26 protein-coding genes and 1 pseudogene are annotated in these 25,650 nt (G+C 67.5%); 17 read left to right on the top strand and 10 right to left on the bottom strand.

Annotated elements, in window-relative coordinates:
- Positions 1-22 precede the first annotated feature (22 nt).
- Positions 23-1,213 carry a homogentisate 1,2-dioxygenase gene (locus ACIA12_RS16660; protein ID WP_396367851.1) on the top strand — a complete coding sequence of 397 codons (1,191 nt, stop codon included), beginning with the start codon at positions 23-25 and terminating at the stop codon, positions 1,211-1,213.
- A gap of 29 nt (positions 1,214-1,242) precedes the next feature.
- Here ACIA12_RS16660 and ACIA12_RS16655 read toward each other — a convergent pair whose 3' ends face one another.
- From ACIA12_RS16655 to ACIA12_RS16645, 3 genes are all read right to left on the bottom strand, one after another.
- Complete coding sequence (locus tag ACIA12_RS16655) at positions 1,243-2,187, bottom strand: LLM class F420-dependent oxidoreductase (protein ID WP_396367850.1); 945 nt, start codon at positions 2,185-2,187, stop codon at positions 1,243-1,245.
- An 89-nt stretch (positions 2,188-2,276) separates the two neighbouring features.
- Complete coding sequence (locus tag ACIA12_RS16650) at positions 2,277-3,263, bottom strand: sigma-70 family RNA polymerase sigma factor (protein ID WP_396367849.1); 987 nt, start codon at positions 3,261-3,263, stop codon at positions 2,277-2,279.
- Positions 3,260-3,838, bottom strand: coding sequence for a dihydrofolate reductase family protein (locus ACIA12_RS16645; protein WP_396367848.1), 579 nt, complete (start codon positions 3,836-3,838; stop codon positions 3,260-3,262). The genes ACIA12_RS16650 and ACIA12_RS16645 overlap by 4 nt, the downstream gene beginning before the upstream one ends.
- Positions 3,839-3,982: 144 nt before the next feature.
- On the opposite strand from ACIA12_RS16645, the pseudogene ACIA12_RS16640 reads away from it, so the two are divergent.
- Together ACIA12_RS16640 and ACIA12_RS16635 are read left to right on the top strand one after the other, a co-directional pair.
- Positions 3,983-4,189: pseudogene (locus ACIA12_RS16640) on the top strand (hypothetical protein); the annotation flags it as partial.
- A 271-nt stretch (positions 4,190-4,460) separates the two neighbouring features.
- The gene (locus ACIA12_RS16635; RefSeq protein ID WP_396367847.1) at positions 4,461-5,027 is read left to right on the top strand and encodes a dihydrofolate reductase family protein; all 567 of its coding nucleotides are present in this window, start codon (positions 4,461-4,463) and stop codon (positions 5,025-5,027) included.
- A 29-nt stretch (positions 5,028-5,056) separates the two neighbouring features.
- Here ACIA12_RS16635 and ACIA12_RS16630 read toward each other — a convergent pair whose 3' ends face one another.
- The gene (locus ACIA12_RS16630; protein ID WP_396367846.1) at positions 5,057-5,458 is read right to left on the bottom strand and encodes a VOC family protein; all 402 of its coding nucleotides are present in this window, start codon (positions 5,456-5,458) and stop codon (positions 5,057-5,059) included.
- A 346-nt stretch (positions 5,459-5,804) separates the two neighbouring features.
- Here ACIA12_RS16630 and ACIA12_RS16625 point away from each other — a divergent pair, with 346 nt between their 5' ends.
- Positions 5,805-6,431 (top strand): hypothetical protein, encoded by a 627-nt coding sequence (locus tag ACIA12_RS16625; RefSeq protein ID WP_396367845.1) that lies wholly within the window; start codon positions 5,805-5,807, stop codon positions 6,429-6,431.
- Here ACIA12_RS16625 and ACIA12_RS16620 read toward each other — a convergent pair.
- A complete protein-coding gene (locus ACIA12_RS16620; protein ID WP_396367844.1) occupies positions 6,428-7,216 on the bottom strand; it encodes a polysaccharide deacetylase family protein in 789 nt (262 codons plus the stop codon). The two genes, ACIA12_RS16625 and ACIA12_RS16620, sit on opposite strands and share 4 nt — an antisense overlap.
- Positions 7,217-7,321: 105 nt before the next feature.
- Between ACIA12_RS16620 and ACIA12_RS16615 the strand changes: the two genes are divergently transcribed.
- Complete coding sequence (locus tag ACIA12_RS16615; RefSeq protein WP_396367843.1) at positions 7,322-9,223, top strand: bifunctional metallophosphatase/5'-nucleotidase; 1,902 nt, start codon at positions 7,322-7,324, stop codon at positions 9,221-9,223.
- Between the two features lie 6 nt (positions 9,224-9,229).
- On the opposite strand, the gene ACIA12_RS16610 is transcribed toward ACIA12_RS16615, so the two are convergent.
- Together ACIA12_RS16610 and ACIA12_RS16605 are read right to left on the bottom strand one after the other, a co-directional pair.
- Positions 9,230-9,508 carry a PLD nuclease N-terminal domain-containing protein gene (locus ACIA12_RS16610; protein WP_396367842.1) on the bottom strand — a complete coding sequence of 93 codons (279 nt, stop codon included), beginning with the start codon at positions 9,506-9,508 and terminating at the stop codon, positions 9,230-9,232.
- Positions 9,508-10,974, bottom strand: a complete 1,467-nt coding sequence (locus ACIA12_RS16605; RefSeq protein WP_396367841.1) for a M1 family metallopeptidase — start codon at positions 10,972-10,974, stop codon at positions 9,508-9,510. Before ACIA12_RS16605 ends, ACIA12_RS16610 begins: the two co-directional genes overlap by 1 nt.
- Positions 10,975-11,347: 373 nt before the next feature.
- On the opposite strand from ACIA12_RS16605, the gene ACIA12_RS16600 reads away from it, so the two are divergent.
- The 6 genes from ACIA12_RS16600 to ACIA12_RS16575 all read left to right on the top strand — a co-directional run bounded on the left by ACIA12_RS16600 (position 11,348) and on the right by ACIA12_RS16575 (position 17,263).
- The gene (locus ACIA12_RS16600; RefSeq protein WP_396367840.1) at positions 11,348-12,478 is read left to right on the top strand and encodes a sensor histidine kinase; all 1,131 of its coding nucleotides are present in this window, start codon (positions 11,348-11,350) and stop codon (positions 12,476-12,478) included.
- Positions 12,478-13,143 (top strand): response regulator, encoded by a 666-nt coding sequence (locus ACIA12_RS16595; RefSeq protein WP_396367839.1) that lies wholly within the window; start codon positions 12,478-12,480, stop codon positions 13,141-13,143. The genes ACIA12_RS16600 and ACIA12_RS16595 overlap by 1 nt, the downstream gene beginning before the upstream one ends.
- 40 nt (positions 13,144-13,183) lie before the next feature.
- Positions 13,184-13,915 carry a FadR/GntR family transcriptional regulator gene (locus tag ACIA12_RS16590; protein WP_396367838.1) on the top strand — a complete coding sequence of 244 codons (732 nt, stop codon included), beginning with the start codon at positions 13,184-13,186 and terminating at the stop codon, positions 13,913-13,915.
- Positions 13,912-14,670: a creatininase family protein gene (locus ACIA12_RS16585; protein WP_396367837.1), complete on the top strand. Its 759-nt coding sequence runs from the start codon at positions 13,912-13,914 to the stop codon at positions 14,668-14,670. The genes ACIA12_RS16590 and ACIA12_RS16585 overlap by 4 nt, the downstream gene beginning before the upstream one ends.
- Before the next feature lie 126 nt (positions 14,671-14,796).
- Complete coding sequence (locus tag ACIA12_RS16580; protein ID WP_396367836.1) at positions 14,797-15,723, top strand: alpha/beta hydrolase family esterase; 927 nt, start codon at positions 14,797-14,799, stop codon at positions 15,721-15,723.
- 1 nt (position 15,724) lies between these two features.
- On the top strand, positions 15,725-17,263 hold the full coding sequence (locus tag ACIA12_RS16575) for an AbgT family transporter (RefSeq protein ID WP_396367834.1): 1,539 nt from the start codon (positions 15,725-15,727) through the stop codon (positions 17,261-17,263).
- On the opposite strand, the gene ACIA12_RS16570 is transcribed toward ACIA12_RS16575, so the two are convergent.
- A complete protein-coding gene (locus ACIA12_RS16570; protein ID WP_396367833.1) occupies positions 17,256-17,834 on the bottom strand; it encodes a nicotinamidase in 579 nt (192 codons plus the stop codon). The two genes, ACIA12_RS16575 and ACIA12_RS16570, sit on opposite strands and share 8 nt — an antisense overlap.
- A gap of 105 nt (positions 17,835-17,939) precedes the next feature.
- Entirely contained in the window at positions 17,940-19,469 is a 1,530-nt protein-coding gene (locus ACIA12_RS16565) for a hypothetical protein (RefSeq protein WP_396367832.1), read from the bottom strand.
- A 135-nt stretch (positions 19,470-19,604) separates the two neighbouring features.
- On the opposite strand from ACIA12_RS16565, the gene ACIA12_RS16560 reads away from it, so the two are divergent.
- The gene (locus tag ACIA12_RS16560; protein WP_396367831.1) at positions 19,605-20,117 is read left to right on the top strand and encodes a hypothetical protein; all 513 of its coding nucleotides are present in this window, start codon (positions 19,605-19,607) and stop codon (positions 20,115-20,117) included.
- Between the two features lie 76 nt (positions 20,118-20,193).
- Entirely contained in the window at positions 20,194-20,814 is a 621-nt protein-coding gene (locus ACIA12_RS16555) for an AIM24 family protein (RefSeq protein ID WP_396367830.1), read from the top strand.
- A 55-nt stretch (positions 20,815-20,869) separates the two neighbouring features.
- Here ACIA12_RS16555 and ACIA12_RS16550 read toward each other — a convergent pair whose 3' ends face one another.
- A complete protein-coding gene (locus ACIA12_RS16550; protein ID WP_396367829.1) occupies positions 20,870-21,991 on the bottom strand; it encodes a hypothetical protein in 1,122 nt (373 codons plus the stop codon).
- A gap of 370 nt (positions 21,992-22,361) precedes the next feature.
- On the opposite strand from ACIA12_RS16550, the gene ACIA12_RS16545 reads away from it, so the two are divergent.
- The 4 genes from ACIA12_RS16545 (at position 22,362) to ACIA12_RS16530 (ending at position 25,639) form a co-directional block, all read left to right on the top strand.
- Positions 22,362-22,493, top strand: coding sequence for a hypothetical protein (locus ACIA12_RS16545; RefSeq protein WP_343980427.1), 132 nt, complete (start codon positions 22,362-22,364; stop codon positions 22,491-22,493).
- A 196-nt stretch (positions 22,494-22,689) separates the two neighbouring features.
- Positions 22,690-23,787, top strand: a complete 1,098-nt coding sequence (locus tag ACIA12_RS16540) for a HesA/MoeB/ThiF family protein (RefSeq protein WP_396367828.1) — start codon at positions 22,690-22,692, stop codon at positions 23,785-23,787.
- On the top strand, positions 23,784-25,049 hold the full coding sequence (locus ACIA12_RS16535) for a PqqD family protein (RefSeq protein ID WP_396367827.1): 1,266 nt from the start codon (positions 23,784-23,786) through the stop codon (positions 25,047-25,049). Before ACIA12_RS16540 ends, ACIA12_RS16535 begins: the two co-directional genes overlap by 4 nt.
- A complete protein-coding gene (locus ACIA12_RS16530) occupies positions 25,046-25,639 on the top strand; it encodes a DUF3105 domain-containing protein (RefSeq protein WP_396367826.1) in 594 nt (197 codons plus the stop codon). The genes ACIA12_RS16535 and ACIA12_RS16530 overlap by 4 nt, the downstream gene beginning before the upstream one ends.
- Positions 25,640-25,650: the final 11 nt, after the last annotated feature.

The following is a 25,650-nucleotide window of genomic DNA, read 5'->3' as shown; positions in this document are numbered from 1 at the left end:
GATATCGGATAGGTTGGGTGTTATGGCGTACTACCGGCAGGCAGGTCAGATTCCGCCGAAGCGGCACACGCAGTTCCGCACCCCGGACGGCGGGCTGTACTACGAGGAGCTGATGGGGGAGGAGGGGTTCTCGTCGGACTCGTCGCTGCTGTACCACGCGGGGGTGCCGTCGGCGATCGTCGATTCCCAGGTCTGGGAGTTGCCGGATCTGGCGACGGTCCCGAACCATCCGCTGACACCGCGGCACCTCAAGCTGCACGACCTCTTCCCGACCGGCGCGGGCAACAACGTCGTCGAGCATCGCCGGCTGGTGCTGGGCAACGGCGACGTCCGGATCTCGTACGTCATGGCGCAGGAGGTCTCGCCGTACTACCGCAACGCGATCGGTGACGAGTGCGTCTACATCGAGCGCGGGTCGGCTGTGGTGGAGACGGTGTTCGGCGTTCTGGAGGCCGCCGAGGGCGACTACGTGATCATCCCCCGGGCCACCACGCATCGCTGGCTGCCGGGCGCGGACGGCGTACAGGCGTACTGCATCGAGGCGAACAGCCACATCGCACCGCCGAAGCGGTATCTGAGCCGGTTCGGCCAGTTCCTCGAGCACGCTCCGTACTGCGAGCGCGACCTGCACGCGCCGGGCTCGGTGTTCGTTGTCGAAGGCAATGATGTCGAGGTGCTCGTCAAGCATCGCGGCAACGGCGCCGGCGGCATCGTGGGCAGCCGGATGACGTACGCGACGCATCCTTTCGACGTGGTCGGCTGGGACGGTTGCCTCTACCCGTACACCTTCAACGTGAGCGACTTCGAGCCGATCACGGGCCGCATCCACCAGCCGCCACCAGTGCACCAGGTCTTCGAAGCCAACAACTTCGTCATCTGCAACTTCGTCCCCCGCAAGGTCGACTACCACCCGCTGTCCGTGCCGGTGCCGTACTACCACTCGAACGTCGACTCGGACGAGGTCATGTTCTACTGCGGCGGCGACTACGAGGCCCGCAAGGGTTCCGGGATAGCCCTGGGTTCCATCTCCCTGCACCCCGGCGGCTACGCCCACGGCCCGCAACCCGCCGCCATCGAAGCCTCCCTCGGCGCCGAATCCTTCGAGGAACTGGCAGTCATGGTCGACACCTTCCGCCCCCTCGAACTAGGCGAAGGCGGCGCAGCAGTAGACGACGGCGTCTACGCCTGGACGTGGGCAGGCCGCCGCCTGTAAACCCGCCCACGCCAGGGAGGATCTCGTCGTCAGGAGGTGATGAACTCCTTGGCGAAGCGGCGGATTGTTTCGGGGTTGAGGGCGTCTTGGAAGCCGATGATCAGTTCGTCGACGCCGGTGGACTCGTAGACGGCGAGGCGTTGGCGGATGGTGTCGATCGTGCCGATCAGGCCGTAGGCGCCGAGGTCGCCGGGGAAGACCATCGGGGCCCAGGGTGGGACGGCGGCGCGGGCCTCTTCGTCGGTGTCGGCGATGATGCAGTACGACGTCGACGTCTTGGTGATCGAGCCGAAGTCCCGGCCCACGGTCTCGCAGTGCTTCGCGAGTACGTCGTACTTGCGGGCCACCTCGTCCGGCGGCTCCTGGACGTTGCACAGGTCGCCGTACTTCGCGACCAGCTTGAGGGTGACCTTCTCGCCGCCGCCGGCGATCATCACCGGGACGTGCGGGGTCTGCACCCCCGCCGGCTGATTGACGACGCCCGAGGTCCGGAAGTACTCGCCGTTGAAGGTCGTCGACGGCTCGGTCCACATCGAGTGCGCGATCTGCAGCGACTCCTCCAGCCGCTTCAGCCGTTCCGGTGCCGTGGGAAAGTCATAGCCGAAGGCAACGTATTCGTCCTCGTACCACCCCGCGCCGATGCCGAACGTGAACCGCCCGCGCGCGATCACGTCCAGCGTCGAGGCCATCTTGGCCAGCAGGGCGGGATTGCGGTAGCCGTTGCCGGTGACGAGCTGGCCGAGGCGGATCCGGGTCGTCTCCCGGGCCAGCGCCGACAGCGTCGTCCAGGCCTCGAAGACGTACGCGCCGGGCGGCCCGAACGGCATGAAGTGGTCCGGTGCCCAGATCGTCTCGAAGCCGCTCTCGTCCGCGGCGACGGTCAGCTCCCTGATCTTGTCGAAGGCGGCCATCGGGTCGGTGTAGCCGTGGAACTCACTTGTGGTGCCGGTCGGGATGTACAGGCTGAGTTTCACCTGAGGTCCTCTCGAGGGAGTACGGATCGCGATCCCCACGGGGAAGTCGCTCGAAGAGACAGACCTCCCGACCGGCCGAAATGCATCGGCTAAGCAGGTTGGGTGCGGGGAAAACCGAACCTGGTAACGAGTTCCGGCTCGGCGAAGACGGTGAGCGCGCGGATGTGCTGCCGGTCGACCGTCAGTACGGCGATCGCGAACGCGGCGAAGTCGTCGTCGGTCGTCGGGCGGTAGTACGCGGCGGCCGCGGGCTGCCCGTTCGCGATCGTCGGCAGCATCCGGTACAGCCCTGGCTCGGTCATCACGCGTCCCCGCAGATGGCCGACGCAGGTGACCTTGCCCTGGAACCAGACCTCCGACGGCACGAACTCCAGCTTCGCGTCGGACCGGAGCAGTTCGTTCATCGCCTCGACATCGGCGCGCTCGAAGGCGTCCATGTACCGGTTCAGGATCGCTCGCGCCTCGGGAGAGTCCGGCTCGACCACCTCGTCGGTCGCGGGGGCGATGTCGCCGATCCTCGCCCGCGCCCGTTGCAGCGCGCTGCGGACCGCAGGTACCGACATCTCGAGCATCTCGGCGACCTCGGACGCCGGATACCCCAGGCTCTCGCGCAGGATGAGGACCGCACGCTGCCGCGGCGCCAGGTGTTGCAGGCTGGCCACGAGCGCAAGCCGCAGGCTCGAACGGGCCGCCACGACATCGGCCGGATCCTCGCCGCCGGCTGGAACCAGTACCGACTCGGGCAGGGGATCCAGCCAGAGTCTGTCCTCACTCGTGGGAGCCATCGGTACGTCGGGATCCTGCCCAGGCCCGAGCAGCCCCGATGGCAGCACGCGGCGCTGGCGCGACCCGAGGACGGTCAGGCACTGGTTGGTCGCGATCCGGTAGAGCCAGGTGCGCATAGAGGATCGCCCTTCGAACGACTCCTGTTTGCGCCAGGCCCGCAGCAGCGTCTCCTGCACGATGTCCTCGGCCTCGTGCAGTGAGCCGACCATCTTGTAGCAATGCGCGATCAGCTCCCGGCGGTACTGGTCGGTGTCCTCGAGGAACTGATCGCGGTCGTCGCTGGAGATCATGCAGCAGGGTCCTGAACGGTGTCGGAGGAAGCGGGCCGGTACGTGAGGCTGACCAGACCGGGGTCGTGGCCGGGGCCGGCCTGGACGAGTTCCCAGCGTCTGCTCTCGCCTCCGTCGCGGAAGAGCGGCGTGCCGCCTGGTACGAAGACCGGTACCAGCGTGAGCGTCAGTTCGTCGACCAGCCCCGCGTCGACGAGGGTCTGCCCGAACTGCCCATGCCCGTAGAACAGCAGGTCGTTGCTCTGCTTCAGGGTACGCACTGCCTCGACGACATCGCCGGAGATGACCGTCGTGTTGTTCCACTCCGCTTCCCGCAAGGTCGACGAGAACACGTACTTCTTCGCCCGGTTGAGGGCGTCGGCGTACGGGCCGGTCGCGGCCGGCCATTGCCGGGCGAAGATCTCGTACGTACGCCGTCCCATCAGGAAGCCGTCGCTGCGTTGCAGCGCGGCCAGTGAGTGGGTCGCGCTCCCTTCGCCGAAGTAGGGCCCGGCCCACGCCAACGGCTCGCCGATGACGCCATTGAGTGACACAAGAACCGACTGCACCAGCCGGTGACTGCTGTTTTCCGTCATGACAGGTAGACCCGGCCCGCCCCCGAAATGAATCGGTCTAGACCGGTTCCGTCGGCTTGGGAGCCGGCAGATTGTGGCGCAGCTTGTTCGGACATTGGAGACTGAGCGGGGTGTGCTCGACTTGTTCGAGCCGGAGAGCTAGGGATGGCTGCGATGTCGCTTGAGTCCGTACCGCCGAACGCCGCCGTCCGGACCGACCCGGTGACGGTGCTGATCTCGCGAGTCGTCGCCCCGGGCCGTGAAGCCGACTACCGCCAGTGGCTGATCCGGATGATCACCGCCGCCGAAGCCGCACCGAACAATCTCGGGGTGGTCGTTCTGAGCCCGGAAGGGTCCGGATCGAACATCTTCAGCTTCGTCCACCGCTTCGCCGACGCGGCGTCGCTGGACGCCTGGGAGAACTCCGGCACCCTCCGCTCACTCCTGACCGAGGCCGAAGCTTTCTCAACCCTCCCACCACCACCTAGCTCCTCCACCCCTGGCTCTACCGCCAACCCGCGCACCCTCACTCAACCTGAGCCGCAGGTTTGTTGGCGCTGGGATGTCGAGAGTTGCGTGATGGCTCCGTCCATGGGTGAGAAGCGGCCGGTGTGGTCGTGCGTCGTTCGTACGGAGGAATGGCATGCGCAAGCTTGTAGTGCAGCAGTGGGTGACTGTCGACGGCATCGCGGCGGAGGAGGATGGCGGGCTGAGTTTTGTGTCGGGGGAGCCGTTTTCGGAGAAGACCGATCCGGCGTTCAAGGCGAGCATGATGGGGTTCGGTGACTCGATCGACACGATGATTCTCGGCGCGAACACCTATCACCAGGCCAAGGGCTACTGGCCGTATGCGGAGGAGCAGGGTGAGTGGGGCGAGAAGGTCAACAACCTCACCAAGTACGTCGCTTCGTCGAGGCTGGATGACGCTCCGTGGGGTGACTTCTCCGCCGCGACCGTGACGCGCGACCCGGTCGCCACCGTCCGGGAGCTCAAGGAGCGGGAGGGCAAGGATCTCTGGCTGTGGGGGAGTCTGAAACTTATGCACTCGCTGCTGAGCGCCGGCGTCGTCGACGAAGTACGGATGCTGGTCTGCCCGGCCTCGCGCGGCAAGGGGACCCGGATCTTCGAGGACACCCGGAACCTGAAGGTGCTCGAAGCCACTTCCTTCGGCAACGGCCTGGTACTTCTTCACTACGAGATCAAGAACTAGGAGGCCAGCCGCCCTCGCGCGGCGGCCGGTCAGGCGAAGTCGGCCTTGGTGATGCCGTCTGGGTGGCCGGCCGGCCATTGGACGAGTTCGATGCGGTAGCCGTCCGGGTCGGTGATCCAGCAGGTTCGTGGGCCGGGGGTCTCGACCGGCCCGGCCTCGATCCCCTTGGCGGCCAGATCGGCCCGGGTCTCGTCCAGGGACTCGACCTGGATCACCAGATGGTTGATACCGACCCCGGGACCGGTCGGGCCGGTCGCCGGGTCGTAGACCAGCTCGATGGTCACGAAGTCGTCGCCGGGCAGCTGAAGCATGGTCAGAGTCCCGTACGCCGTGCCTTCAACGGTCCCGACGACCTCGTAGCCGACCGCGGTATAGAACGCGAGCGACCGCTCCAACTCACTGACCCGCAACCCGACGTGCAAGGTACGCATACCCGCCACCGTAGTGCCCCACCGGCCCACGGCGACGCGACCGACCTCATCCACCTCCCTGCAGGGATCGGGTACTCGGCTGCGAGTCAACGGTCCCGGCAGGCGTGGCGAGTACACCTGGCCAGGAGACCGGCCACCAGGTGCAGTCACTTGCACTCGGCGACACGGCCAGCCTGCTCGGTGGTCGCACCAAGCGGGCGACGAAGTAGCCCGCGCCCGGGGTGGGTGGGAGCTAGCCGCAGAGGGAGCGACGAAGGAGCGGACGTTGCGGCAGGCGTGGGGAGTACCTGGTGCGTGGGGGCCGTGTCGGTGGGCGGGGGGACCTGGGGGCTGAGAGGGTTGGGGGATGAGCGATCAAGTTCCGGTGCAGACGTTTGTGGTCGGCATCGATCGGGGTGCGGTGGTGCAGCGGCGGGCTGTGGTGAGCAAGGTGCAGCGGCGGGGGGCCTGGGTGACGTTGGTGATCGGTGCTGTGGGCATCGTGCTGGCGTTGTATGCGCTGATCGCGTTCCAGGGGGCCGGGATGTGGCCGTTCTCGTTGTTGCTGATCGCGGCGATGGCTCCGCTGGTGGTCAGTACGCTGCTGGCGCTCAAGTTGGACAACGAGCGGCAGCGGTGGTTCGCGGCCAACGAGTTGCCGCCGGTGGCGATGCGGATGTCGCCCAAGGCGCTGGAGCTGGCGTGCGAGGGCGCGGCGTACCCGGTGATCCTGCCGTGGAGCGCGGTCAAGGGGTTCAAGCAGGTCAAGATCTTCGGGCAGTTCGTCCTCGAGCTACAGCTGGCCCCCGGGATCGGGGCGACCACCGCCGGCGTACGGGGTCTGGATCAGCCTGCGGTGCGTACGGTCGTGAAGCCGAGCCCGTTGCTCAAACCGACCGGCCTGTACCTGGTCAAGGCCCTGGACCAGCCGGTCCACGTCATCGACCAGGCCCTGAAGCACTTCTCAGGCGGCAAGGCCTCGGTGACGAGTTAGCAGGGGAGGGCCCGGAAGGTGTAGCCGCGGGCGGTCAGCTTGGTGAGCGCCCGGTCGAGGGCCGCGACGGTCTGGGTGCGGGTGCCGCCGCCGTCGTGCATCAGGATGATCGCGCCGGGGCGGGCGCCGCGCAGGATCTCGTGCTCGATCGCCGCCGCGCCGGGCTTCTCCCAGTCGTTGGTGTCGACGTCCCAGAGGATCTGCCGCTGGTGGTTCGCCGCCGCGACCGCTGCCACCGTCGCGTTCGTGTCGCGGTACGGCGGCCGGAAGCACTTCGACTTCACCCCGCTGAAGATCTCCTCGCGGATCCGCTTCAGCGGCAGATGCGTGAGCATCGGGTGGTCCCAGGTGTGGTTGCCGATGTGGTGACCCTGGCGGCGGGTCAGCGCGACCAGTTCCGGGTGGGCGGCCGCCTCGCGCCCGAGTACGAAGAACGTCGCCTTCGCGTGATGGCGGGCGAGCACGGCCAGCACCTGGGGCGTGTACGTGACCTGCGGCCCGTCGTCGAAGGTCAGGTAGAGCACCTTGCCGTCGTTCGCCAGCGTCCAGTCGTCAGCGACCGCCGTCGAGCCCGTCCGCTGGCTCTTCCGCCCGGTCCTGTGTACCGGCTTGGCCGAGGTCTTCGACACCGTCGAGATCTTCAGCGACGGCGGCGGCCCGGCCGGCCCGGACGCGACCAGATGGTCGGCGGAGGCCGGCAAAGAGGACGGACCGGCGGTCTGAGCGAGGGCGGCGACGAACAGAATGGCGGCAACGAGAAAGAGTTTGCCGGGCGGCAAGGTCATTGCGGCATCCTCTCCTGCCGACAGGACCATCCGCGCACCACCCCCCGGCGTTTCGCACGTATCGTGCAACTCAGCCAGAAACCGACGACGCGTGAGGCGACAGTGATGACGGACAGCGACCAGACGATTGCCGGTACCGGGGCCGGTGACCCGGCGAACCAGGCAGACGGAGCAGTGGACCGCAACATGGGCAGGCGAACGGTGATCGGTGGCGCCGCCGCGGTGCTGGCCGCTGCCGGATTCCAGGCGGCTCCGGCGTACGCCGGCAAGCCCAAGGACCCGGAGGTGGTCCGGCTCACGATCATGGGCACCACCGACCTGCACGGCAACGTCTTCAACTGGGACTACTTCAAGAACGCCGAGTACGACGACTCGGCCCACAACGACATCGGCCTGGCCAAGATCGCGACCCTGGTGAAGGCCGTCCGGGCCCGGGTCAAGGCCACCCGGCACGCGCCCGACCCGCTGATGATCGACGCCGGCGACACCATCCAGGGCACCCCGCTGGCGTACTACTTCGCCAAGATCCAGCCCATCACCGGTGGTCACCGGCACCCGATGGCCGCCGCGATGAACGAGATCGAGTACGACGCCGCCGCGCTCGGCAACCACGAGTTCAACTACGGCCTCGACATCCTGCGCAAGTTCCAGAGCCAGCTGCACTTCCCGCTGCTCGGCGCCAACGCCCAGGACTGGACGACGGGCCTGCCGGTCTTCCCGCCGTACGTGCTGAAGAAGGTCCAGGTGCACGGCCAGGGCACGGTCACGGTCGGCATCCTCGGCCTGACCAACCCCGGCATCGCGATCTGGGACAAGGCGAACGTCGAGAACAAGATCAAGTTCGGCGGCATCGTCGAGCTGGCCAAGGAGTGGGTGCCGAAGGTCCGCGCGGCCGGCGCCGACGTCGTGATCGTCGCCGCGCACTCCGGGATGGACCTGTCCTCCTCGTACGGCGATGCGCTGCCGGTACCCGAGAACGCCTCCGTCCTGATGGCCGAGACCGTCCCCGGCATCGACGCGGTCCTGGTCGGCCACGCCCATCTCGAAATCCCGCAGCGGCTCGTGACGAACAAGGTCAGCGGTGAGCAGGTCGTCCTGACCGAGCCGCTCAAGTGGGGCATGCGGCTGTCCCTGATCGACCTCGACCTGCAGAAGGTCCGCGGCGAGTGGAAGGTCCTCGCCCGGGCCAGCCAGGTGCTGAACGCGAACACGGTCGCCGCGGACGCGAAGGTCGTCGAGATCCTTCAGGAGGATCACGACAAGGTCGTCGGCTACGTCAACTCCAAGATCGGCACCTGCACCGAGGCGATGTCCGCAGCGACCGCGCCCTGGGAGGACACGGCCGCGCTCGACTTCGTCAACTTCATCCAGGCCGACGCCGTCAGCAAGGCTCTCGCCGGTACGCCGCAAGCCGCGTTGCCCGTACTTGCGATCGCAGCCCCGTTCAACCGCGCGGCCGCGATCCCGGCGGGCGACGTCTCGATCCGCGACGTCGCCGGGCTTTACATCTTCGACAACACACTGCTCGCGGTCACGATGACCGGCGCTCAGGTGAAGGACTACCTGGAGTTCTCCGCCCAGTACTTCAAGCAGGTCAGCGGCCCCGGCCCGTTCCCGGCCGACCAGGTGACCAACGCGGTCACGCCGACGGCTCCGGGCGGTACGCCGGACTACAACTACGACATCATGGGCGGCCTGACCAAGCCACTGGCGTACAAGATCGACATCGCCAAGGCTCCTGGCGCCCGGATCACCGACCTCAGCTACGACGGCGCGCCGGTGGCCGCGGACCAGCAGTTCGTCGTTGCCGTCAACAACTATCGCCAGTCCGGCGGCGGCAACTTCCCGCACGTCAAGACCGCGCCGGTGGTCTACAACCGCCAGGTCGAGATCCGCCAGCTGATGATCGACTACGTCACCGCCACCGGCGAGGTGAACCCTGACGCCTTCCACACCACCGACTGGTCGCTGATCGCCAACGGTGCTCCGGTCGTCGTCACCGCCTGAGGGCCGTTACCGCCTGAGGTAAGGCGACGCGTAGGCGTTGCGTTTGCCGGCCAGGAACCAGCAGATGCTGCCGATGAAGGGAGCGATGAAGACGAAGATGATCCAGACCAGCTTCATCCCTCCCGTCAGCGGCGATCCGAGGGCGCTGATCAGCGCGCCCAGGACGAGCAGGGCGTAGGCGAGCAGGAGGCCCACCAGCAGCGCGGCTCCGACCACCCCGAGGGTGCCGTCGGTCGTGCTGCTGGTGGCGTGGGCTGTAGCGAGAGTGGCGAGGGTGGTGTTCATCAGGCTGCCTTTGCGGGGGTGCTGTGCCAGGCCGGGTGGCCCGGCATCGGTGGGGTGGTCGTGCCGTAGATCCAGGCACGGAAGTACTGGGTGAGATCGCGTCCGCTGACCTCGTTGGCGGTGTCGATGTAGTCCTGCGTACTGGCGTTGCCGTCGCGGTACCGGTCGTAGAAGGTCTGCTCGATCCGCCGGAACGTCTGCTCGCCGACGATCGTGCTGAGGCCGGTGAGCATCAGCTGACCTGGTACGTCGGTGTCGAAGAGCACTCCGAGTTGGCTGTTCAGGTGGCCCATCGGGCCGGAGTCGCGGCGGGACTGTTGATCGGCCTCGTAAAGCCTCTTGAGCTCCGCGTTGAGGTCGATGAATCCGCGGGAGGCGTCGTATTTGCGTTCGTAGTACCGGGCATGGCCTTCGCTGATCCACATGTCGTCCCAGGTGCGGGGTGAGACCGCGTCCCCGAAGTACTGGTGGGTCATCTCGTGGACCAGGGTGCCTGCTTCGTCCTTGGCCGGCAGGGAGAGCGGGAGCCCGAACGTCGACAGGCCGGCCGTCTCGAGCGCGACGCCGTCGTAGAGCGTGGTCAGTCCCAGGACGCCGTACTGCTCGTAGGGGAACGGCCTGCCGATCTGCTTCTCGAGCCAGGCGAGTTGTTGTGGGGTCTCGGCCGCGTTCGCCTGCATCGCGTCGGTGTACGACTTGCCGCGGAACTCGGCCAGGCCGAGGTAGCTGCGGATGGGCAGTCCGTGCGGGCCGGTCTGCCTGAGCCGGCGAAACTTGCCGACGGCGATCGCCACCACGTCGGTCTTGATCGGGTGCTGCGTTCGGTAGACCCAGGTTGTGGTTGCCCGATGCTTGTACTCCGCCACGAGACGCCCGCTGGCGACGCCGGTGCGGTCGTCGGGGGTGGTGAGGCGGATCGTGTACTGCGCTTTGTCGCTCGGATGGTCGTTGGACGGGAAGACGACGTGCGCTCTGTTCGGCTGCCCCATCACACCGAACCCATCCGGCGTCTCGTTCCAGACGGTGAATGGGTTGGCCACCCCTGGCGGGAGGTCGAGCCCCGGTGATACCGGATTCTGCGCCCGGTCGGCGGTGTAGACGACGCGGACGGTGAACGGCAGATGGTTGTAAAGCACATGCGCCGGGGTGATGGTCAGCTTCTCCCCGACGAGCCTGTACCTCGCCGCCCGCCCGTTGACCGACACAGCCTGTATCTGCTGCCCAGCCGAGTCGACACTGAACCTGCTCAACGACTGGGTCGCCACCGCCCGCATCGTCACCGCACCGGGCATCTTGGTGGTACCGACTCGGTAGCCAAGACTCACGTCATAGCTCAACGCGTCGTACCCACCGTTCCCCAGCCCCGGAAACAACCGATCCCCAAGACCACCCGCCCCCGGCGCCGCCGCCTGAGCGCCACCGACACCCAACGGAACCAGCAAAACAGTTGCCACCAGCAAGCTCACACAACGTCTCATCGTCTTCGTCGCCATAAGCCCAGACTGCCGCGCGGTGGCTCCTCTCCACATCCGCCGAAAACCGCAACCTCCGTACTACCAAAGTCCTAGACGATTGCGCCGGAAGTCCCCCACGCACCCTCCAACGCCTGCTCCTGCGTCGCATGATCGTTCGAGCGCTCCCGCCCACCCGGTGTTCTGCGCTCCTGCGCCGCGCGGTGCGACCACCTGGGTGGCTGGCCAGGCTGGGCCAGCGCAGGTGGTGGCCAATCCACCAAGCCGGCCGGGCGAATCGTGGTCGTATCCGCGCGACGCAGGAGCAGGCGTCGGAGAGCGCGTGGGGGATTCCTGCTGGATCGCGGCGAGGCTCTACCGTGGGGGGATGCGGCTTTCTTGGTGGGACGGGAAGCGGTGGGTGGTTGCCTTTGACATCTTGGTGGCTGCTGGGCTGACTGTTCTGCCGTTTCTGGAGGACAAGGGGCCGACGCTGAAGTGGACCAGTGTGCTGGTCAGTGTTGTGGTGTTCGGTGGGTTTTTGGTCCGGCGGCGGTTTCCGTTGGTTGCGGTGGCGGTGACGCCGGTTGCGATGGCTTTTCCGAGTCTGCAGATCATGGTTGCGGCTTACACGGTGGCCAGTCGTAAGGGGCTTCGGTGGCAGGCGTGGGTTTCTGCGGTGTACTGCTCGGTGATCGTGGTGGTTTGGCCGGTGCCGCGGGCTTCCTACTCCTGGCCTGAGGCGGTCGGTGCCTGTGTGCTGTTCGTCGGTGCGCCTCTGTTGCTCGGGCTGTGGGTCTACCAGCGCCGCGCACTGCTGCAAGCGTTGCGCGACAGGGCCGATCAGGCTGAGCGGGAGCGGGATCTGCGGGCCGAGCGGGTTGTCGTCGCTGAGCGGCGGAGGATTGCGCGGGAGATGCATGATGTGGTCGCGCATCGGGTCAGCGCGATCGCCTTGCAGTCGGGCGCGTTGACGATGACCGCGCCCGATGAACACACCGAGCAGGTGGCCGAGGTGATCCGCAGGACCAGTACGACCGCGTTGACCGAGTTGCGGGAGATTCTCCAGGTACTCCGTGACGAGCAGCCGGGCGAGCCGGGTCATGTCGCGCCGGCGCTGAGCGCAGTACCGGTACTGGTCGACGACGCCCGGGCAACCGGCCTGGAGGTGAAGCTGACAATGCCCGACCCGGTACCTGAGCCCGCACCCGCCGTTGGCCGGGCGGCGTATCGGGTGGTGCAAGAGGCGCTCACCAACGCGGCAAAGCATGCGCCGGGCCAGGCGGTCAACGTCGCGATCACCGCCGACGCAGACGAGCTGACGGTCGAGATCACCAACCCACGAGCCGGCACCGAACAGACGCACCCACGGAGTGACCGCGAGGGGGTTCCTGGGGCGGGGTTTGGGTTGGTGGGGATGCGGGAGCGGGTTTTGCTGGCGGGTGGGGTGTTGGAGGTTGGGTGGGTCGGCGATCGGTTCCGGGTTCGGGTGGTGCTTCCGGTGAAGGTGGCGGAGTGATGATCAAGGTGGTGCTGCTCGATGACGAGGAGCTGGTGCGGAACGGGATCCGGCTGATTCTGCAGGCGGGTGGTGGTGCCGAGGTGGTTGCCGAGGACACCAACGGCGCGAACGTGGTCGAGTTGGTGACGAAGTACGAGCCGGATCTGGTGCTGACCGACATCCAGATGCCGCACGTCAACGGGATCGAGGTGACCCGGCTGGTGAACGCGCTGCCTGATCCGCCGCCGGTGGTGGTGCTGACGACGTTCGATCTGGATGAGTACGTTTACGAGGCGTTGCAGGCGGGGGCGAGTGGGTTCTTGCTGAAGGACATCGCGCCCCGGGCGCTGGTCGAGGCGGTGCAGACGGTTGTTGCGGGAGACGCGATGCTCTCGCCGCGGATCACTCGGCGGCTGATCAACGCGTACACGGCACGCCCGGCACCCGGTACCGGACCAGGCGGCGTGGCGACGGGGGCAGGCGAGGCGCTGAAGGCGTTGACGCCACGCGAGCGGGAAGTCGCCATCACCGTCGCCGAGGGGCTGAGCAACGCGGAGATCGCCGAGCGGCTGTCGGTGAGCGAGTCGACGGTCAAGGTGCACATCGGGCATGTGATGGCGAAGCTCGCCGTACCGAACCGGACCAGAATCGCCCTGCTGATCCACGACGCCGGCCTCGCCTGAGGTCTTGACCAGGGAAGTGAGCAAGTGATTTAGTCACTTTGTGACTAACTCAACGGTGGGTGTAGCGCCCAGTTTGTCGGACCGGTTGACCGAGGCGATCCTCGGCATCATCCGGGACGCTGATCTGGGTCCGGGCGATGCGATCCCGTCGGCCCGGGAGCTGGCCAAGCGGTTCGAGCTCACCACGCCGACGATCCGCGAGGCGCTGCGCAAGCTGGAGGCCACCGGAGCCGTCGAGTTCCGGCACGGCTCGGGCACGTACGTCGGCCCGACCATCAACAACGTCGTCCTCGCCAACCCGCACCGCCCACCGATCACCAAGAACTCGGTGCTGCAGTTGATAGGCGCCCGCCTGCTGATCGAACCAGCGGTGGCCGCCCAGGCAGCAACCGCTCAGGCAACCGCCGCGGCGGGAGATGGTGCAGAAGCCGAAGGCGGACAGTCGTTGGAGAAGTTGGAGGCGGCGGTGACCAATGCGTTGACGCCTCCGGGTGGGCCGGCGTTTGCGCTGAACTTCCACGTCGAGTTGGCTGCTGCGAGTGGCAACCCGGTGGTCGAGGAGTTGATCGGGAGTCTGCTGAAGGTGCGGCTCAGGGAGCAGCAGCAGATTCGGCAGTTGTACGACAACCGCAAGCGCGACTACGAGGAGCACCGGGCGATCTTCGAGGCCGTACGGACCGGCGACGCCGCGGCAGCCGAGCAGCTCACCCGCGAGCACCTCGACCACATCCGCCAGGCCATCGAGGCCGCCACCTTCCCGGAGTTGCCGTGAGCAACAAGCTTGCGGAGATGACGACCGATCAGGCGCGCGACGCCGTCCGGCAGGCGCCGCTGGTGATCATTCCGGTCGGCGCCCAGGAGCAGCACGGCGGTGGGATGGCGATGTCGACGGACACGGTCCGCGCGGAAGGCCTCGCCGATCTCGTAGCCGGACGCCTCGACGGTCGCGCGGTGATCGCGCCGCCGGTCAACTACGGCGTCTCCCCACACCACATGGCCTTCGCCGGCACCGTGACGTTGTCCCCGGCAACCTTCCAGTCCGTACTCCGTGACCTCGTCGCCAGCCTGCACCAACACGGCTGGCGCCAGTTCCTCGTCATCACCGGCCACGGCGGCAACAACGCCGCGCTGTCCGTACTGGCCCAGGAATACCTCCTGCAACCCGACCTCACCTTCGCGTGGACACCCATCACGCCGCTGGTATCCGACCTGATCGCAGGTATGGAGGTCAGCCAGGTGCACGGCCACGCAGGCGAGGCCGAGACCGCCCAGATGTTGTACCTCGCGCCCGAACTCGTCCAGACCGAACTCCTGGAGCCCGGCGCGACCCAGCTCGACGAACTCCCCCCGAAAGCCCGGCTGTCCCGGCAGGCCCAAGGTCCACGCCTGTCCGTCGGGTTCGACGCGTACCACAAGCGTGGCGTCCTGGGTGATCCCCGACGTGCCACTGCCGAGGACGGCCGGCTCCTGGTCGAGACCGCCGCAGACCGTATCGCCGCCTTCGCCGACGAGTTGCTCTCGGCCTGACCCCGTCGGCCGCCGAGCACCAAAACGGCCGGCACGACGTAGTACCGACAAATCACTGGATCGCCCGATGCGTTCCAGGCGCGAGCCTGCCCGCCTGCAGGCCGCCGGCCCGAGGAGGCACCCCTGATGAACTTCGCACGCCCGAAAACCCTCGCCGCCCTGCTGATGACGGCCGGCCTGGTGACCGCCGCCACCACGTTGCCCACAGCAACAGCTGCTCAACCGTCCAGCCACAGCGCCGGATGCGGCAAGCAGGCCGCGCCGACGGGCGACTACACCGTCGAGAGCGGTGGTCTCACCCGGACCTACCGCCTGCACATCCCGGACGGCTACCAGCCGTCCAAGCAGTACCCGCTCATCCTGGTCTTCCACGGCCGGGGCAAGACCGGCGCGCAGACCGAGGCGTTCTCCGACCTCTCCAAGCTCGACGCGGTCGTTGCCTACCCCAACGGTGTGATCGGCGACGAGAACAAGCAGGCCTGGCAGGGCGCGCCGTACTCGGCGAAGGGCGTCGACGACGTGAAGTTCACCGCCGACCTGCTGGATCAGTTGGAGGGCAAGTACTGCGTCGACACCCGCACGGTCTACGCGACCGGCAAGTCCAACGGCGCCGGCTTCACCGGCATCCTGGCCTGCCGGATGGCCGACCGGTTCGCCGCGATCGCCCCGGTCTCCGGCGCGTTCTACATCGAGGGCACCCGATGCGCCCCGAGCCGGCCGATCCCGGTGCTCGACATCCACGGCACCGGCGACACGACGATCCCGTACGGCGGCGACGGCGAACGCGACCTTCCGAGCGTGCAGACGTGGGTCCGCGACTGGTCGGTCCGTGACCACTGTGACCAGGACGCCAAGACGAGCCAGTTGGGCGACGACGTGCTGATCACGAAGTACAAGGGCTGCAAGGCAGACGTAGTACATGTCGCTGTCACCGACGGCGGGCACTCGTGGCCCGGCTCGGATGCGTCGTCGGGTCCCGGCTATGTCACTCAGACCTTCGAAGCGCATCAGATGATTGGTGACTTCTTCAAAGCTCACCAGTTGAGGAGCTGAGATGACTACCACCGCAACCGAGCCGAAGAAGGACCTGCCCCGCCTGGTCCGCGGGATGGCTGTGATCGAGCGGGCCGGCAACGCGCTGCCGCATCCGTTCTGGCTGTTCTGGATCCTGTCCGCGATCCTCGCCGTGGTGAGCGCGATCCTGGCCGCGCTGGACGTCTCCGTCCTGTCGCCGAAGGACGGCAAGGTCGTCGCGGTGCAGAACCTGCTGTCCGGCGACGGCCTGCAGATGGCCGTCTCGACGGCGGTCTCGAACTTCGCCGAGTTCCCGCCGATGGCCACCATCGTGGTGGTGATCATGGGCGTCGCGCTGGCCGAGCGGACCGGGTTCCTGCAGTCGCTGATGAAGGTCAGTGTGTCCCGGGTGCCGACCTCGATGGTGGTCTTCGCGGTCGCCTTCGCCGGTACGATGGCGCACGTCGCGTCGGCCGCGGCGTACATCATCCTGGTCCCGCTCGGCGGGCTCGCCTTCCGCGCGGTCGGCCGGTCGCCGATCCTGGGCGTCGTGGTCGCGTACACGGCGATCGCCTCCGGGTACGACGCCAGCCCGATCCCGACCCCGAACGATGCGATCTTCGCCGGTATCACCGAGGCCGCGGCCAAGACGATCGACCCACAGGCAAGCATCTCGCCGTTGTCGAACTGGTTCTTCAACATCGCCTCGTCGATCCTGCTGGCGCTCGTCATCACCCTCGTCACCCGGCTGGTGCTGAGCAAGCGCGACGACCTCGACGCGGACCCGGACGCGCCCGGCGAGGACCCGGACGCGCTGACCCTGTCCGATCGCGAGCGGACCGGGTTGCTCAGGGCAACGGTCGTCTTCGCGATCGCCGCGGTCGCGATCATCGCCGTACTGATCCCGCACGGCTCCCCGCTGCGGGGCGAGAACGGCAGCATCGTCGAGTCGCCGTTCCTGGACGGGATCGCGATGGTCGTCGCGGTGCTCTTCGGGCTGGTCGGCATCACCTACGGCGTCACGGTCGGTGTGATCAAGAAGGGTGGCGACGTTCCCAAGCTGATGGCCGAGGGCATCAAGCAGATGGCGCCGGTCCTGGTGCTGTTCTTCGCCATCGCCCAGTTCCTCGCGTACTTCAGCTGGAGCCGGATCGGCGACCTGCTGTCGGCCGAGTCGGCCCGCTGGCTGGGCGAGCTGGGCGCCCCGAAGATCGTCATCTTCCTCGGCATCCTGATCCTGCTGACGCTGATCAACATCCTCGTCACCAGCGGCTCGGCGATGTGGTCGCTGACCGCGCCGATCCTGGTCCCGATGATGCTGCTGCTCAGCGTCCCCGCCGAAACCACGCAGGCGCTGTTCCGGATCGCCGACTCCGGCTCGACGGCGATCACCCCGATGAGCCCGTACTTCGTGATGGCGCTCGGCTTCCTGCAGCGCTACCGCAAGGACGCGGGCGTCGGCACACTGGCGTCGTACACGGTCCCGCTGGCGATCGCGATGACCGTCGCCTGGACCCTGCTCTTCCTGGCCTGGTGGGCGCTCGGCATCCCGCTCGGCCCCGGCGCGCCGGTCAGGTAAGGGCGACGCCCGCGGTACGGAGGTCGGCGAGAGTCTGTTCGGTGCTGGCCGGTGCCACCCCTGCGGTGAGGCCGGTCAGCACCGTCGTCCGGAAGCCTTCGCGGTTGGCGTCCAGGGCGGTCGCGCGGACGCAGTAGTCGGTGGCGATGCCGCAGACGTCGACCTGGGTGATCTCCTTCTCCCGGAGCCAGTCGGCCAGCGGCTTGCCGTTTTCGTGGCACTTGCCTTCGAAGCCGGAGTACGCGGCCGCGTACTCGCCCTTGTCGAAGATCGCGTCGAAGGGTTGCGGGTCGAGGTTGGGATGGAAGCCCACGCCGTCGGTACCGGCGACGCAGTGCACCGGCCAGGAGCTGACGAAGTCGGGCGTCTCGGAGAAGTGATCGCCCGGGTCGATGTGATGGTCCCGGGTGGCCACCACGTAGTCGTAGTCCCGGTCGGCCGGCTCGGCGTCGTGCCAGCGGTGCAGCAGCTCGCCGATCCGGAAGGCGACGTCCGCGCCGCCGCTGACCGCCAGACTCCCACCTTCGCAGAAGTCGTTCTGCACGTCGACCACGATCAGCGCCCGGGCCATCACAACACTCCTTCAGAAAGTGTCTTGGACTCCCACCGTACAAGCCCCGCCCGGGTTCAGCGCTGAGGTTTGCCGCTTTCCCGATGGGTGTCCAGTGCCGCTGAGCTACGCCAGGCGCTTCCTGACCTCTTCCAGGTCGCCGGCGGCCGTGGCCAGCCGGGCGGTCTCGCCTGCCTTGTACGACGTCAGCTCGGCGGCCGCCGTCTTGGTCTGCTCGCGCAGCCGCTCGATCCGCCGGACGGTGTCAGCCTGCTCGTCGGAGCGCTTCTTCCGGGCTGTCCAGTAGCCGTAGCCGGCGATGCCCAGCAGGACCACGCCTACCGCGATCCAGAACGGGTGCACCAGGAACCCGAGCCCGACCAGCACCGCGACCCCGGCCACGCCGAACCCGATCGGCCCGCGCAGATCCCCAGCGGACAGCGGCTGCACTGTGGCGGTGATGTCGGCCTCGGCCTTCGCGAGAGAGAGCCGATCCGCGCCGTCCGGCGTCAGGGTCACCTGCCGCCACTCGATCTCCTTGCTGACCTGCGCCGGGGTCGGCAGGCTCGCGGTCCTCAGCAACTCCTCGGCGTCGGCCAGTACGGCGTCCGCGACCACCCGCAACGCCGTCGCGGCCAGATGCGGCTCGTCGGTCTTGGCGAGGTCCGCCTCGAGCAGCTTGCCGAGCTCACCGGCCGAATCGCCGAGCGAGCCGTTGCTGGGCGCGGCTCCGTTGGTGACCTTGGCGCGGAGCTGGCCGACGCGGGCGAGCATCTCGCGCTCGGGCTCGCTGCCTTCGGCGATGAGCAGCCGCAGCAGGGCGGAAGTACTGTCGCGGTCAGGGCTGTCGGGGTCCGGCTTCTGGCCGGCGGCGTAGGCGAGGGCGCCGTCCGGCTCGAGCACGCTGGTGTCACCGGTGATCGCCTCGATCCCGGCGCGCAGCCGGGCGAGGTCGGCGCCGGCCTTGAACTGGGTGGTGAACTCCTTGAAGGGCGGCGCCGCGCTGACGGCCAGCCCGGTCGCGCGCTCCTTGACCACTCCGGCCCAGGGTCCAGTCCCGGTGATACCGGCCTTGAGCTGAGCGACGATCCACTGCTGGCCTTCGGCCCCGAATCCACCACGAGCCGCCGCCGTCCAGAGCGCCCGCTGCGTCCGGGTGACGTTGCCGGCCGTCAGCTCGCCGAAGGCCGTACCCAGCCACTCCGCGCGGACCTCGTTGCGCCGGCCCAGCGCAGCCAGTGCGAGGCAGAGGAACGTACTGGTCCTGACCTCGTCCCGCTTCATCGCCTCAGCCAGCTGAGCCTCGTCGAGCCCACCGCGAATCGCTTCCACGGCAGGTGCGAGCCAGTACGCCGGTACGTCGCGACCCACCCGGGTCGGCGTCTCACCAGAGGCCAGCGTCGCCAGCACCTGACCCGCGTGCCGGCGTACCTCCGCCGCATCCGCGAACCCGATCAGGCTCTCGCGAATGTCGGACAGCTCCACGAACGCGTCGAACGCGGTCGTCAGCCGCTGCAACCGGGACTCCATCGTCCCCTGCACCTGGGATAACCGGGACCGCAGACTCGACGCCTCGGACGAAGCTGCCGCCATCTGATCCCGGAGCTCTTCGAGCTCGCGGTTCTGGCGGTTGTCGGTGTACCAGTTGTTGGACATTGATGCTCCCGTTCGATGGTTCCGGCGCGCAACAGCATCCCGTGCCGGTGGGGTCAGTGGTCTACCGGGTGCGTCTGAAGGATCTCTGAAGGTGACGCAGCACGCTGGAGACTCGTTCCAGTCCTGGGGGTTCTGATGGCGAACAGGTACTACCAGCCGCCGGTCAAGCACCGGCCCAACGTGCTCTTCAACCTGATCGGCCTGCTGCTGATCATCGCCGGGATCGGCACCACGATCGTCGGCGTGCTGTCCATCTTCGCGGTGATGAGCGACTTCGACCCGTTCCGCGGCGACGGCCCCCCGGTCAAGGTCGCCGACGGCGCGGCGCTCGCGTTCTGGGGCCTGATCGTGTTCACCATCGGCCGGTACTTCTGGCGGGGCGCTCGCACCCGTGGCGCCCGCGATCGGTTCGGCCGGTTCCTGATCATCTGCGCCTATCTGCTGCTTGGCATCGCCCTCAACCAGGCCGTGCACGCAGCGACCGGGTTGTGGACGGCGAGCTCGAGCGACGGGCTGACCGAGGCGGGCGTCAAGGTTCTGGTCGCCATGCTCGTCTGGTCGATCCCAGCCGCCGTGCTCGGCACGATCGGCTTCAAGCTGGCGAACGAGAAGGCGCTGTTGGAGGTCGAGATGAAGGCCGACCTGTAGCGCTGCGGTGGCCCCCGTGAAGGTCCGGATCGGAAGGGCACGAAGTGGGGATTTCGGGGCAGGATGGGGTGGCACCGTGAGGGGACTTGGTGCGTCCGAGCCTACGCTCGGGGTCTTCGCCCGGCAGGGGGCGATGGTCGCGTACCAGGGCAACGTGCAGTTCGAGGCGCAGGGCGCGGGCGGGATCGGCAAGTTCCTCAAGCAGAAGCTGACCGGTGAGGGCATCCCGCTGATGAAGATGCGCGGGCAGGGTGACGTGTTCCTCGCAGACCGCGCGGCCGACATCTACCTGATCGACCTGGAGGGCCCGCACGACGGGCTCAGTATCAACGGCGCGAACGTGCTTGCCTTCGAACCGACGCTGAGCTGGGACATCAAGATGGTGCAGGGCGCCGGGATGATGTCCAACTCGGGCCTGTTCAACTGCAACTTCGCCGGCCAGGGCCGGATCGCGATCACCTGCAAGGGCACCCCCGTCGTACTGAACGTGGACCAGCTCACGTATGCCGACCCACAGGCGGCCGTCTGCTGGTCGACCAGCCTGCAGACCGGGTACCAGCGCGCCGACTCGCTCGGCCTCGGCACCCTGCTCGGCCGGACCACCGGCGAGGCGTTCACGATGGCCTTCACCGGCCAGGGCTTCGTCGTCGTCCAGCCCTCCGAAGAGCCGCCCGGCGGCCTCCTCGGCGGCCGCTGACCCCAAGCACCCGGCGCAGGCCCCCCAACGCCTGCGCCGGGTCCGGGTTCAGAGGCTAAGGTTTCGGCGGCTTCGGCTGAGGGCCGCGAAGATCTGGCGTGACCATGTTGAGGACGGCCCAGTAGCCGGCCCCGAAATTATGGTCCGGTGCGCTGCCGTCGGACTCCACATGAGTTGAGGTCTCGACCCCGACCCAGCCTTGGAACTCGCGGTCGTCGTCGATGATCTGCAGCAGCGACTGAACATGGTTGTTGGCCTTGTAGCAAGGCGTCCCCTGAGCTAGACACTCGCACCAGTAGGTGTAGATGTTGTTCCGGGCCGGTGGCGCATCGGCCAGGTAGCGGATCCGATCCTTGAAGTTCGGGAACTTCTCGCAGACGCAGCCGTTCGTCTTCTCCCGGAAGCCTACGCACTTCCCGCTCGGACAAGACCGCCAGTAGGCGAAGCTGGTTGCTGAGTTGAGTTCGTTCACCTTGAGTCCGGCAGGCTCGCGGTGGACGGCGCCCTTGTAGGCCGCGACGTAGGTGCCCAGGTGCTCGTCCTGTCCGTAGGCTGTCCTGATGTCGGTGATGCTCGCTTTGTTGCCGGCCGAGAGTGGCGCGTTGCTGCCGTATCCGATCCCGAAGGTCGCCGAGTAGTCGGAGAAGGTGGTCGGCACCACCACCGGGCCGGCGAGCGCGTTGTGATAGCCGTCACTGACGATCCGGGCGACCTTGCCGCCGGGGATCGGCTCGAGCAACCAGTGCTCGACGAGCGGATCCGCGAGTGCCTGGCCTGCGCCGTTCTTGGTCCAGGTGACGTCGACCTTGCCGGCCGAGGTCTGGTAAGTGCCCTGGAAGGCGCCGGTCGGACCGGTCAGGAAGGTGCCCATCGTCTGGACGTCGCAGCTTGGGATGTCGCCGCCGCAGCTGGCCTTCATGGCGTCGACCCGCATCGGCTCGTCGCGCTGGTTCCAGGTCCAGTAGTTGGTCCGGACGGTGCCGTCGGCGGCGAAGATGTACCAGCCGAGCCGGGTCCAGTTCGCGTAGTTGTTGACGCTCGAGTCGTTCAGGCCGCCGACCGAGACCACCCAGTTGGCTTTGCCGCCTGGTAGCTCCGCGGGGAGCGGTACCGCCGGGGCGGTCACGCCCAGCGTGGCGACCAGGCCGAGCACGATCCATCCGATCAATCGTTTCATGGACCAGAGCATGCGGTACCCGACTACCGGGTGCAACCAATTGGTCACCGATCGATGTGTCCGAAACTGCCGCAAACGGTGGCTTCAAATGTCCGCCCGACTATTGTCCGGGCTTTTTCCGGCCGCCACGAGTGTTTCATGGGGGCCGGGTGCAAGGAATCTGGGTAGAGATTACCCATTGACGGATTTCCCCCGTGTGGGCAGGCTTCCTGGGCGGTACGGAGCGGGCTCGCGGTACTTCGGATAATGCCCAAAAAATACACTGAAATACCTTTATCGGGCGCATTGGAATAAATAGCCCGAGATGCTCTAATGATCGCGTTGCGGCGCCGCAATGCGATGACAACCCACGACCCAGTTGGAGGAAGTCATGGAGCAGAAGGCCGAGGTGCGCGAGCCGCGGAAACTCGTGGTTCGCAAGCTGGAGAACCTGGACACGACCCTGATCATCACCGATCCGGGCGGTGGCGGCGGCGGGTGCCGCGACGCCACATGCGGCTAGCCGGTCAGTAGGGCCGGGGCGCGGGCGACCGCGCTCCGGCCCCCCGGAAGCACGCAACCGGAAGCCACAGCCGGAAGCACGCAGCCGGAAGCCACAGCCGGAAGCACGCAGCCGGTGGCACACAGCCCGAAGCGCACGAGCCGAAGCACACGAGCCGAAGCACCTGAGCGGCACTCTGGGGACACGGGAGGTAGCGATGTTGCGGCCACGGATCAAGGGCATCCACAAACCCGTCCGGCTGACGCCGACGCTGATCAACATCGGCGGCCGGCAGCTGGGCATCGGCGCCGAGATCGACGACGAGGACGGCGACCGCTGGCTGCTGCTGGGCTTGATGGACGGCACCCGGACCCGGGACGAGATCGTCCACGCGCTGCTCGCCGAGCGCCCCGACCTCTGCCCGGTCGAGATCCGTGACTCGATCCAGGGCCTGATCGACGCCGGCTACGTCGAGGACGCCGCCGGACCCACCCCGGCCAACCTCAGCCCCGCCGAGATCGACCGCTACGACCGGGCGACCACCTATTACTCCTGGGTCGACCTGACCCCACGCCCCAGCCGGTACGACGTCCAGTCGCGCCTCAAGGCCAGCAGCGTCGTGGTGCTCGGCTTGGGTGGTACCGGCTCGGCAGTCGCCTCGTCACTCGTGGCGGCCGGCGTCGGCACCGTGCACTGCGTCGACTTCGACACCGTCGAGGAGGGCAACCTCACCCGCCAGCTTCTCTACACCGAGGACGACCTCGGCAAGCCCAAGGTCCCGGTAGCAGTCGAGCGACTCAGCCGGATGAACCGGCATGCCGTCGTCACCGGTGAGGAGAAGCAGGTCTTCAACACCGAGGACGTGGCCGCCCTGATGCACGACCGCGACCTCCTGGTGCTCTGCGCCGACCAGCCGCAGAAGCTGATCCGCCAGTGGACCAACGAGGCCGCCCTGCGCACCGGCACCCCGTGGATGCTCGCCCAGTACGCCGGTCCGATGGCGGTCATCGGACTCTTCATCCCCGGCCAGACCTGCTGCCAGGAGTGCCTGGTCAGCATGACCGACTTCATCCGGCAGCAGTACGGCCAGGAGCCCGAGGATCTGTTCCCCTTCGACGGCCACGCCGTGATCGCGCCGACCGCGAACCTCACCGGGCACATGGCGGCGATGGACGCGGTCTACCACCTCGGTGGGATCCCCACCAGCACGGCCGGCCGGATGTTCCACCTGAGCCTCACCGACCTGACCTACCACTACGTCGTCACGCCGACGACCGGGGAGAAGTGCGAGACCTGCGGCTGGATCGGTCGATGACGATCGCCGCCCTGGACGCGACCAGCCGTCCGAGCGTGGCGCATCTGCTGGTGCGCCAGGAGGACGAGGACGAGTTCGTCCTCGGCAATCCGGCCACCGGGCGGTTCGTCGTCGTACCCGAGGCAGGCGCGCGCTTGATCGAGTTGCTCGTCGCCGGGCACACCGTCGCCGAGGTGGCCGACCTGCTGGAACAGGAGCTCGGCGAGCCGGTCGACGTACTGGACTTCGTCGAGATGCTCGTCGAGGCCGGCCTGCTCGACGAACGCGAGGCGGCGGGCGAGGCTGCGGCCACGCGCGTCGAGGAGGAGGCCGAGCCGGGCAAGAAGGTCAAGTACTGGGTGGTCTCGAAGATCCCGCCGTGGGTGGTCAAACCGCTGTTCGGCAAGGCCGCCTGGACGTTCTACGTCGGCTGCCTGGTCGCGACGCTGGCGATGTTCGCCGCCGACCACTCGCTGCTGCCGAGCTACGAGGACGCCTTCGTCGTCACCGACATCATGCTCAGCCTGGTGATCACCAACGTGGTCGTGATCGGTCTGGCCGTCGTGCACGAGATCTGGCACGCCTTCGCCGGTGCGGCCGCTGGGGTCAAGGCGCAACTCAGGCTCGAACGCCGTGGCATCTTCACCGTGCTGGAGACCGACCTGACCGGCCTGTGGGCGTTGCCGCCGGCCAAGCGGTACAGCCCGTTCCTGGCCGGGATGGCGTTCGACTCGTTCGTCCTGTTCGCCGCCGTCGCGCCGCGGTTCGCCTATTCGCGCGGCTGGCTCGACCTGAACCCGCATGTGGTCCGCTTCCTCGCGATGCTCGTGCTCAGCCAGGTCGGCAAGCTCGCCTTCCAGACGATGGCGTACCTGCGTACCGACATGTATCTCGTGATGGCGACCGCGACCGGCTGCAAGAACCTGCACCAGGTCACCCGGCTCAGCCTCAAGCGGCTGATCCGCAAGCTCACTCCGGTCGAGCAGACGATCCTGCGCGACGCGGACGCCAAGGATCTGCGGGTCGCCCGGTGGTACCGGCTGCTCTACCTGGCCGGCATCGTCTGGATGGGCTGGTTCGCCTGGAACTTCATCCTGCCGGCCGCCAAGGTGACCATCGGCTGGGCCGCCGGGGTGATGGTCGGCGCGCCGATCTTCAGCTTCTACTGGTGGGAAGGGATCGGCCTGGTCTCGTTCGCGTTCGTGAACCTGACCGCGCCGCTGTTCGTTGCCCTCCGCAACCGTATCCGCGCGCGCCGGGCTGCTGCGGCGGTGGCGGTATGACGAAGGCGCGCAAGTGGGGACTGCTGGTCAGCGTGATCGTGACCGGTCTGAGCGTGCTGACCATGTCGGGTCTCGCCTTCGGGGTCCTGCTCGGCTCGTTCACCGACAAGCCCGCGCTGGCGTGCGACCAGGTCCCGGGCACACCGCAGCCGTTCGAGGGCAAACGCCACATCCCGTACGACGGTGCGCCACACGACCCGTACCGATCGATGCCGCCGACTTCCGGGCCGCACTCGCCTCGCGTCGTACCGCCGGGCATCTACCGCAAACCGGTCGCGGAGGAGTTGCAGGTGCACGTCCTCGAGCACGGGCACGTGATGCTGCAGTACGCGCCCGACGTACCGGCTGAGGTGGTGGACGATCTCGAACGGATCGGGCGGCAGTATCCGCGGGACGTGGTCGTGGCGCCGTACCCGAAGCTCGGTCACGGCATCGCGCTCAGCGGCTGGCAGCGTTCGCAACGTCTGGACTCGCTCGACGAGGGCGCTGTCGTGGCGTTCGTGACTAAGGTGCCTGGCCGGTACAACCACCAGTGGCGTGATGGCGCGACGGACTGCTTGCCGCCGCATCCGCCCGATGGTGAGAACTGACTGTCGTATTT

It is taken from the genome of Kribbella sp. NPDC051620 (assembly GCF_044453825.1).
Taxonomy (GTDB): domain Bacteria; phylum Actinomycetota; class Actinomycetes; order Propionibacteriales; family Kribbellaceae; genus Kribbella.
This window is presented reverse-complemented; position numbering and strand designations above follow the sequence as displayed.